This is a genomic window from Mycobacterium sp., from assembly GCF_035570115.1.
GTDB lineage: Bacteria > Actinomycetota > Actinomycetes > Mycobacteriales > Mycobacteriaceae > Mycobacterium.
In genome coordinates this window covers 17,442-27,248 of sequence record NZ_DATMLH010000085.1, presented here as the reverse complement: position 1 = coordinate 27,248, position 9,807 = coordinate 17,442, and the positions used below count along the sequence as shown (strand labels likewise).

Annotated in this window: 4 protein-coding genes and 2 pseudogenes; 1 reads left to right on the top strand and 5 read right to left on the bottom strand. The window is 63.5% G+C overall.

Features of this window, described 5'->3' with window-relative positions:
• Positions 1–47: 47 nt before the first annotated feature.
• On the bottom strand, positions 48–464 hold the full coding sequence (locus tag VNW74_RS06610) for a DUF732 domain-containing protein (RefSeq protein WP_325675799.1): 417 nt from the start codon (positions 462–464) through the stop codon (positions 48–50).
• Between the two features lie 308 nt (positions 465–772).
• On the opposite strand from VNW74_RS06610, the gene VNW74_RS06605 reads away from it, so the two are divergent.
• Positions 773–2,227: an NAD(P)/FAD-dependent oxidoreductase gene (locus tag VNW74_RS06605; protein WP_325675798.1), complete on the top strand. Its 1,455-nt coding sequence runs from the start codon at positions 773–775 to the stop codon at positions 2,225–2,227.
• Here VNW74_RS06605 and VNW74_RS06600 read toward each other — a convergent pair.
• From VNW74_RS06600 to VNW74_RS06585, 4 genes and pseudogenes are all read right to left on the bottom strand, one after another.
• Positions 2,217–3,116 (bottom strand): pseudouridine-5'-phosphate glycosidase, encoded by a 900-nt coding sequence (locus VNW74_RS06600; RefSeq protein ID WP_325675797.1) that lies wholly within the window; start codon positions 3,114–3,116, stop codon positions 2,217–2,219. The two genes, VNW74_RS06605 and VNW74_RS06600, sit on opposite strands and share 11 nt — an antisense overlap.
• Positions 3,117–3,178: 62 nt before the next feature.
• Positions 3,179–5,500 (bottom strand): APC family permease, encoded by a 2,322-nt coding sequence (locus tag VNW74_RS06595; RefSeq protein ID WP_325675796.1) that lies wholly within the window; start codon positions 5,498–5,500, stop codon positions 3,179–3,181.
• A gap of 159 nt (positions 5,501–5,659) precedes the next feature.
• A pseudogene (locus VNW74_RS06590) lies at positions 5,660–7,624 on the bottom strand (APC family permease); the annotation flags it as partial.
• Positions 7,625–7,772: 148 nt separating this feature from the next.
• Positions 7,773–9,701: pseudogene (locus VNW74_RS06585) on the bottom strand (APC family permease); the annotation flags it as partial.
• Positions 9,702–9,807 lie beyond the last annotated feature (106 nt).

Below are 9,807 nucleotides of genomic sequence, written 5' to 3'. Positions count from 1 at the left end.
GTTCGAGTAACCGGGAAGCCGCCGCTGTTTGTTGCAGGCCAACTGATTTAGCCGGTGCTGTAAGCCCAATAGTCATACGAGCCGCCGGGCACCGGGCACAGGCCGTGGTATGCGGCCAGCACGAACTGCCCCGCTTGTTGCAAGGTCAGCTGCGGATTGTCGTGCACCAGGTCAGCGGCTACCTGAGTACCCGGCATCTGCCGAACCCACAGTCTCCTGCAGACGCTGTAGCCGTCTTCCAGCATCGCCGGATCCGTTCCGGTGACGCCCGCCGCGCGTGCGGCGGCCAGGAAATCCGGGGCGCCCTGGGGTTGCGGTATTACCGGGCTGGCGCCAGCCGGCGCGGCCAGGCCTATGGCGATGGCGGCTCCAACGGCACCGACGAGGACTTTTCCGAATCCCTTGGCCAGCCTCAGCGGGTGGGTGATGCGGTTGAGATCCACGCGAGTTTCTGCGGCGGACATTGCGGGCCTCCTCGATGTTGCGCACTTCTAGACGTTCGCTAGATATAACTCGCGTTTATCTTGTATCTCATCCAGCAAGGCCTGCGATATCGGTCACAGACGCGCCTACTAGCAGCGACGACGCACTGTCAGCCCGACACAGGTCAGAGGTGGTTTTTGGCGGTTTAGACCGATACCCGCACAGGGGTATCTGCGCCAACAGGTGACGTGCAGGACGACGAAGACGGAGGCGGACCATAATTCTTGCCGCGCTGGTTTCGGCAGGCATAGTGTTCACCACAGAAATGAGCCAAACCCACCAACCCGCCATGCCCGGAAAGCGGGATCCCCGGATCGTCATTGTCGGCGCCGGCATGGCGGGAATCGCCGTGGCTCATGCCCTCCGGCAAGCCGGCTTCACCAACTTCACCATTCTGGAAAAGGGTTCCGACGTTGGTGGTGTCTGGTATTGGAACCGCTACCCCGGCCTGCGATGCGACGTGCCTTCGCACGGTTACCAATTCGCGTTCGCACCCAAACCAGATTGGAAGCACGTCTGGGCCACCGGTGAGGAGATCCAGCAATATCACCATGAGGTCGTCGAAGCTTTGCAACTCAGCTCGCATCTGAAGCTGAGCTGCGAAGTCACCTCGGCGGTGTTCGCGCAGAACCGCTGGCGGGTATCCACGTCCGGCGGAGAAGAGATCGACGCGGACTTCGTCGTCGCCGCAACCGGTGTGCTGCACCACCCGTTCATCCCGGATCTTCCCGGCCTTGACTCGTTCACCGGGCCGGTGGTGCACACCGCGCGCTGGACTGACATCGAGACGCGGGGCAAACGGCTCGCGGTCATCGGCACTGGATCGACTGGGACACAGGTGTTTTCAGCGCTGCAGCCCGAAGCGGCCCACATCACGCATTTTGCCCGAACGCCGCAGTGGGTGATGTGGATGCCGATGGGGATGAGGCAGCCCCGCGTTGTCGGCCGGATGCTGCGGGCGTTGCCGTTCCTGGACAGGACGGTGGAATGGTCACAGCTCATCGGTTCGGACTTCCTGGTCGACGTGGCCACCCGACCGACCTGGCGACGACGGCTGGCCCAGCGGTACGCGTGGATATGCTTGCGAACCCTGGTGCGGGACAGGGATCTTCGCGCCAGGTTGACCCCTGACTACCAGCCGTTCTGCAAACGACAAGTGGTCTCGGGCAACTACTACCGGCGGATCTCCCGGCCGAATGCCAACCTCGTCAACGAACCGATCGCCGAGGTCACCAAAACCGGTCTGCGAACAACCGACGGCGTGCACCACGACCTCGACGCGATCGTGCTCGCCACCGGCTTCCAGGCCCACAACTACATGCGCCCGATGACGCTACGCGGCCGCGACGGGCTGTCGATCGATGACGCCTGGGCAAAAGGTCCTCGCGCCTGGGGAATGACCGCCATCCCCGGATTCCCCAACCTGTTCACGGTTCTCGGGCCCAACTCGCCCACCGGATCGATGTCGCTGCAATACGTTGCCGAGTTGACCGCCGGTTATATCATCGAATGGCTGCGGCGATTCCGCGACGGCGAGATCACCACTGTCGAAGTCACCGAAGAAGCCACCAGCCGCTTCGCCGACGACGTCGCCGAGGCGATGGGCCCAACCGTGTGGAACACCGGTTGCAACTCGTGGTACTTCGCCGACGATAACCACATCGATCTGTGGCCATTCGACCGCAAGCACTTGACCCGCATGCTGACCCGGCCGCAGGACGACGACTACATCCTCACCCGGTGAAGGCCACCGCGACTTCCGCCGCCAACCGGGCATTGGACAGCACCAGGGCGATGTTGGCGGCAATCGACGCGCCGTGCGTCTCGTGGTGAAAGAAGTCGAGCAGGAACGGCGTGACGTCTTTGCCGCGCACACCGGTCGTTTCGGCGGCGGCCAGGCCGGCGGCCAGCACCCGGTCGTGCAGCCCGCGATCCATCTCGTCGGCCGGCGCGATGGGGTTGGCCAGCACCAGCCCGAACCCCTCGGTGCCCAGCCGGCGTCTGGCCCGCAGCACGTCGGCGGCCTGTGCCGGCGTGTCGACCCGCCAATCCACCGGGTGGCCGGAATCGGCGAGATAGAAGCCGGGAAACCGGTCGGTGCGGTAGCCGATGACCCCGACGTTGAGGGTCTCCAGTCGCTCCAGAGTGGCCGCCACATCGAGGATCGACTTCACGCCGGCGCAGACCACCAGTACGCCGGTGTGCGAGAGGGTTGTCAGATCCGCGGACTCGTCCCAGCTGTCGCGCGCGCCGCGATGCACGCCACCCAGCCCGCCGGTGGCGAACACGGTGATGCCGGCGGACGCCGCCAAGTGCGCGGTCGCGGCGACCGTCGTCCCACCATCCCCGGCCCGCGCCGCGAGCACCGCGATGTCACGGACACTGACTTTGACCACCGCGGTGCCCTCCGCAATGCGCCGCAACGCGCCGTCGTCCAAACCGACGTGCGGCTCGCCGCCGATGATCGCAATCGTGGCCGGCACCGCTCCGCCGGAGCGCACCGCCTCCTCGATCTCGCGCGCGATACGCAGGTTGTCCGGACGCGGCAGGCCATGACTGATGATCGTGCTCTCCAGCGCGACGACTGGCCGTCCGGCGGCCAGCGCGTCCGAGACTTCGGGGTGGATACGCACGGGTTGCACCCTACGTCGCCCGGTGGGGGAAATTCAGCCGCCGGAGCTGCGGGACCGCGGGTCTAAGTCTCCTCGGGAGTTTCGATGATCTGATACGTCGGGTCGAGCATCGATACCTCGTGGATGCCGCTCTGGTTTGCCTTTCCAGTGAGCCGCAGCACCTGCCCCGGCTGGATGTCGTCGCCCTGCCCGGGCCGGAACGTGATGCGGATCTCGCCGCTGTCGTCCCCGACCACGATCCACCGAGACGTTCGGCCGCGTTTGGCGATGTCTTCTATTTGGCTGACTCGGCCTTCGACAGTGGCGCGGCGCCCCGGAATCACGTTGTCCACCGGGATCACCGTTGCTGACCCTTCCGGGTGTTCGTAGGCTTCCACGGTCCGGTTTTCACCCTGCCAAATCCGGTTCTCGACCTTCTCCACCCGTCGCGCGATACGCATTTCCAGGATGTCGGGGAACGCTTCGCGGATCCGCGACTGCACGTCGTACGGCACGATCGTGGCGGCGGCGTCCGGAATCCGGCTGACAGCACGGGAGATCTTGTCCGCGGTGCGGTCATGGAGCAGTCGTCCCAGCACCGGCGCGTACGTTCGGCGTGGCAGCAGCACGGTCACGTTGGTGTTCGGATGTTCGCTTTGTGCCTTCACCACCAGCGCATGGAGGGCTCGGATGATCTGTCGGTCCGGGCAGTCCACCACCCGAAGCCGCGTGTCGAGATCGAAATGATCCCAACGGTCCCGCAATTCCGCAGCATGTTGCGCGTCGATCATGAAATGCACCGCGATCAGCTCGTCGGCGCGCAGGCCCCTTCCATAGCGCAGCGCAGCGATCACTGCGAGGTCAAGCGAATTGACCAAGACGAAGACGCGATGTCGGGAATACTTCACCAACTCCGGGCGGTCGGTGCGGAAGGCCTCGAGGATCGCGGCCTCGGCCCGGTATTCGCGGTTGAGGCGTATCAGGGCGATGACCAGCACGGGGAAGACGACGACGACCAGCCAGGCGCCCTCGGTGAACTTCGCGATCGCGAAAATGCCCACCACGACGGTCGACAAGATGCCCGCGGACAGGTTGATCGCCAACTTGCGTCGCCAGCCCGGTTCACGATGCGTGAGGTGGTATTTGGTCATCCCGTAACCGGCCATCGAGAAGCCGGTGAACACCCCGATGGCGTAGAACGGCACCAGCGCGTTGACCGATCCGCCGCTGACCACCAGCAACGCCACCGACAGCGCCGTGAGCGTGATGATGCCGTTGGAGAACACCAGGCGGTAACCGCGTGTCATCAGCTGACGCGGCAGGAAGCGGTCGTCGGCGACGAAACTGGCCAGCGCGGGGAATCCGTTGAAACTGGTATTGGCGCCGGTATACAAAATGGCCGCGGTCGACACTTGGACCAGGACGTACATGCCGTTGCCGATTAACCCGTTGCCGAAGACGGTGCGGGCCACCTGCGACAGCACCGACGGGTATTCGTCGAGATATGGCGCGGCGTGCGTCGCATAGGTGAGGTAGCCGACGCCGGCCAGCAAGAAGCCGAGAATGCAGGCCATTGCGGTGAGGACGCGTCGCGCGTTGGTGCTCTGCGGCTTGCGGAACACGTTGACCGTGTTGGAGATGGCCTCCACACCGGTCAGCGACGAGCCGCCGTTGGCAAACGCGCGCAGGACCACCAGAATCGTGGCACCCATGACCAAACCGCTGCCCTGATGGACCGGCACCGAACCGGCGGCGTGGCCGGGATCGTATTGCGGCAAGCCCCAGACGATATGGCGGACGACGCCGACGATGATCATCAGCCCGACCATGGTCACGAACGCATAGGTTGCAATCGCAAACGGCAGGCCCGCTTCCTTCAACCCGCGCAGGTTCGCGTAGCAGATGAGGAGCACGACAGCGACCGTGATCTCCAGGCTGTATGGCCCTAGCGCGGGCAGCGCCGACGCCACCGCCACCGTGCCCGCGGCCGCTTGCACCGCTACGGTCACGACGTAGTCGATCAACAGTGCCGCCGCGGCCACCTGCGCTATCCGCGGCCCGAAGTTGTCTCGCGCCACGATGTAGGAGCCGCCGGCTTTGGTGTAGACCATCACTACCTGCCGGTACGACGCGGCCACCAGCGCCAGGATCAACAGGATGACGCCCATGATGGGAAGCAACAGGACGAATGCGGCCAGCCCGGCCTGCGGCAGCAATTCGGTCAGAATCTGCTCGGGGCCGTAGGCTGTCGATGAGATCGCATCCGGTGAAAGTGCCCCCAGCGCAACGGGATTCGACAATCTCTCAGAGGACAATTCCTCGGTGATCAACGGCTTCCCGAGAAAGATTCGCTTGCACAGATCCGAAAAAGAAAACGGTATTTCTTCCTCAGCTGATGCTGTCACACCCACATTCCCTATCCGAGATTCAGCGTTTCCCGAAGTCTAAGCTGCATTCTGCAGCCGTCGTTCGATGATCTCCGAATCTGAACCGTGGCTGTCGGGTGCCCGGTCGGCAAGCTAGTCGGCCTCGGCCCGCAGAATCTCCGTCTTTCTTTCGGCGGTTTCTCGCGCAACCCGCGCGGCCAACGCGTCCGGGTCCACCCGCGCGATCCGGGACTCGACGTCGTAGGGCACGATGATTGCGGTCGCGCCCTGGATCCGGCTGACAGCCCGCGCCATCTTGTCGGCGGTGCGGTCATGCAGCAGCCGACCCAGCATCGCCGAATACGTGCGACGCGGCAGCAGCACCGTCACCTTGGTGTCCGGATGTTCCTTCTTCACCTGCAGGACCAGCTCTTGTGCGGCTCGACTCAAATGGCGATCGGGGCAGTCGATCACCCTCAGTCGGGTGTCGTGCTCAAAGTGCTGCCAGCGCTCCTGCAACTGTGCGGCGTGATCGGCGTCGACCACGAAATGCACCGCGGTCAATTCTTCGGCGTGCAGCCCCTTTCCGTAGCGCAGCGCCTCGACTTCGGCGAGGTCAACCGAATCCACGAAAACGAACACCCGCAGTCGAGCGTACTTGGCCAACTCGGGACGCTCGGTGCGCGACATCTCCAGCACCGAAGCCTCGGCACTGTATTGCTGGTTCAGCCGTATCAAGCCGTACACCAGGATCGGGAAGACAAGAACGACCAGCCAGGCTCCCTCGGTGAACTTGGCCACCACAAAGATCCCCACCACCATCGCCGACATGACCCCCGCGGACAGGTTGACCAACACCTTGCGATGCCAGCCGTGATCGCGGTGGGTGAAATGGTGTCGACTCATGCCGAAGCCGGCCATCGCGAACGCCGTGAACACGCCGATCGCGAAGAACGGCACCAGCGCGTTGACCGAGGCGCGGGTCACCAACAGCAGTGCTGCCGCCAGCACGGTGAGCGTGATGATGCCGTTGGAGAACACCAAGCGATGACCACGCTTGGTCAGCGGCCGCGGCAGAAAACGGTCCTCGGCTACGAAACTCGCCAATGCGGGAAACCCGTTGAAGCCGGTGTTCGCACCGGTGAACAGGATCGCCGCGCTGGACGCCTGGACCAGGAAGTAGAGGATATTCCCGACCAGCCCCTGGCCGAATACCGCCCGAGCGATCTCCGAGAGCATCGACGGGTATTCGGCCACATACGGGGTCGCATGCGTGATGTAGGCAAGCCAAGCCACACCGGCCAACAAAAAACCGAGAATGCAGGCCATCACGGTCAGCACCCGACGCGCGTTATAGCCCTGCGGCGCGCGAAAGACGTTGACCGTGTTCGAAATCGCCTCGACACCCGTCAGCGACGTGCCGCCGTTGGCAAACGCGCGCAGCACCACCAGAACCGTGGCACCCATCACCAGGCCGCCGCCCTGGTGCACTGGCACCGCGCCAACAATGTGCGCCGGGTTGTATTTCGGCAAACCCCAGAAGATTTCACGAATAATGCCGACCACGATCGTCAACGTGATCATGATGACGAAGGAGTAGGTCGTGATCGCAAAGGTCCGGCCCGACTGCCGCAATCCGCGCAGGTTGGAGATACAGATCAGCACCAGCGCCCCGATGGTGATTTCCAAGTGGTAGGGGTGCAATGCGGGTAACGCCGAACACAGGGCCACCGTTCCGGCCGCCGGTTGCACCGCGGCGGTGACCACGTAGTCGATCAATAATGCCGCGGCAGCGACCTGCGCCCACCGCGGCCCGAAGTTATCCCGCGCCACCATGTAAGAGCCGCCGGCCCGCGCGTAGGTCATCACAACCCCGCGATACGACGCGGACACCAACAACAAGATGAACAAGATGACGCCGATGATCGGCAGCAACAGAGCGAACGCGGCCATCCCGGCGCGCGGGAGCAGTTCGATCATGATCTGCTCCGGACCATAGGCGGTCGATGAGATCGCGTCAGGTGAAAGCGCACCGAGCGCAACAGGATTCGACAATCTCTCCGATTCCAGCTGCTCGCTGGTCAGCGGCTTGCCAAGTGCGATGCGCTTCCACCCGTCGACGAAAGACGGGTTGATGCCCGAGGTACGCTCCGGTGTTGTCACCACGTATCACTTCCTGGGTTACTCGACGACCTACTCGATGACCTATGGGCGCAAATCATTTCGCGTAGGCCCCTTGCGATTCGGGCAGGTCTGTCTGGCTATCCGCAACGTTCGGCCGAGCTGGAGGTGTGACTGCCCGGGTGGCTTGGGCTTGCGTGATTCGAGACGCGATGTCGTAGGCCACGATTTGCGCGCTGACACCAGGGATCCGGCTGATCACCCCGGCGATCTTATCGGCGGTGCGGTCATGCAGCAGCCGGCCCAGTAACGCCGAATACGTTCGACGCGGCAACAGCACCGTCACCTTGGTGTCCGGATGATCCCGCATGACTTGGCAAACCAGCTCTTGCGCGGCCCGGAGCACGTTGCGATCGAGACACTCGACCAACCGCAACTCGGTGAGGTGCCCGAAGTGCTGCCAGCGCCGCTGCAACCGCGCGGCATGAGCCGGGTCTAGCACGAAGTGCACCGCGACCATCTCGTCGGCGTGCAGCCCTTTTGCGTAGCGCATCGCCTCGACCTCTGCGAGGTCCACGCTGTCCACGAAGACGAACACCCGTTGCCGGTCATGCTTTGCCAACTCGGGAGGCTCGGTGACTGACGTCTCCAATACCGAGGCTTCGGCGCGATACTGCCGGTTGAGCCGCATCAACGCGAAGACCAGAATCGGGAAGACAATGACGACTAGCCAGGCCCCTTCGGTGAACTTGGCGATCGCGAAGATCGCCACCACGATCGTGGACAGGATGCCCGCGGAGAGGTTGATCACCAGCTTGGATCGCCAGCCGGGCCCACGATGGGTCAGCCAGTGTTTGGTCATGCCGTAGCCGGCCATCGAGAAGCCGGTGAACACCCCGATCGCGTAAAACGGCACCAGCGCGTTCAGCGATCCGCCCGTCCCGATCAGCAGTGCCACCGCCAGCACGGTCAGCGTGATGATGCCGTTGGAGAACACCAGCCGGTGGCCCCGTTTCATCAACGGCCGGGGAAGGAAGCTGTCCTCGGCAACGAAGCTCGCGAGCGCGGGAAAGCCGTTGAAGCTGGTGTTGCCACCGGTGTAGAGGATCAGGGCTGTCGCCGCCTGAACGAGAAAGTACAGCGCCTTGCCGATCGCCCCGTTGCCGAAAACCGCGCGGGCAATCTCGGACAGCATCGACGGATAGCCATTGGCATAGGGAAAGGCGTGGGTGATGTGCGCAAGCCAGGCGACACCGGCTAACAAAAAAGCGAGAATGCACGCCATGATGGTGAGGACCTTGCGGGCATTGGCACCTTCGGGCTTGCGGAAGCTGTTGACCGTGTTGGAAATCGCCTCGACGCCGGTCAGCGACGAGCCGCCGTTGGCGAATGCTCGCAGCACGATGAGGATCGTCGCGCCCATGATCAGACCGCTGCCGTGTTGCACCGCCACCGCCCCATCGGTGTGCGCCGGGTCGTAGAGCGGTAGGCCCCCGAAGAATTCCCGGATGACCCCGACGACGATTGTCAACGAGACCATGCCGACAAACAAATAGGTCGGCAGCGCGAAAGGAGCTCCGGCTTCCCGCAATCCGCGCAGGTTAGCGAAGCACATGACGAGGACAACGCCGATGGTGATTTCCAAGCTGTAGGGACCCAAGACGGGTATCGCGGACACCACGGCTACCGTGCCGGCCGCGCACTGCACCGCGACGGTGACCACATAATCGATCAACAGCGATGCCGCGGCGATCTGCGCGATCTTGGGTCCGAAGTTCTCCCGTGCGACCACGTAAGAACCGCCGGAACGGGTGTAGACCATCACCACCTGGCGATACGACGCGGCCACCAACACCAGGATCAGCAAGATCACACCGGTGATCGGAAGTAACAATGCGAATGCGGCCATTCCGGCCGCCGGGAGCAGTTCGATCATGACCTGCTCAGAACCGTAGGCGGTCGAGGAGATGGCGTCTGGCGAGAGCACGCCGAGTGCGACGGGGTTGGACAAACGCTCGTGCTGGAGTTGGTCGTTGATCATCGGCCTTCCGAGGAAGGCCCTTTTACACACGTCAGAGAAAGACGGCGAGATCCTCTGTCCGTCAACTGGCTGTGCCATTAACACATTCCTTACGCAGTCTTGCGGATTTCTTACGAAGTCTTGACTTACCCCGCGTCAGCCTACGATGCGTTGCGTCGATCGGCGCGCCGAGAACGCTGCTCAC

Bases quoted from the DNA above. Each gene is read 5' to 3' on its own strand.
- VNW74_RS06610 (WP_325675799.1), bottom strand. From the start codon at position 464: ATGTCCGCCGCAGAAACTCGCGTGGATCTCAACCGCATCACCCACCCG.
- VNW74_RS06605 (WP_325675798.1), top strand. From the start codon at position 773: ATGCCCGGAAAGCGGGATCCCCGGATCGTCATTGTCGGCGCCGGCATG.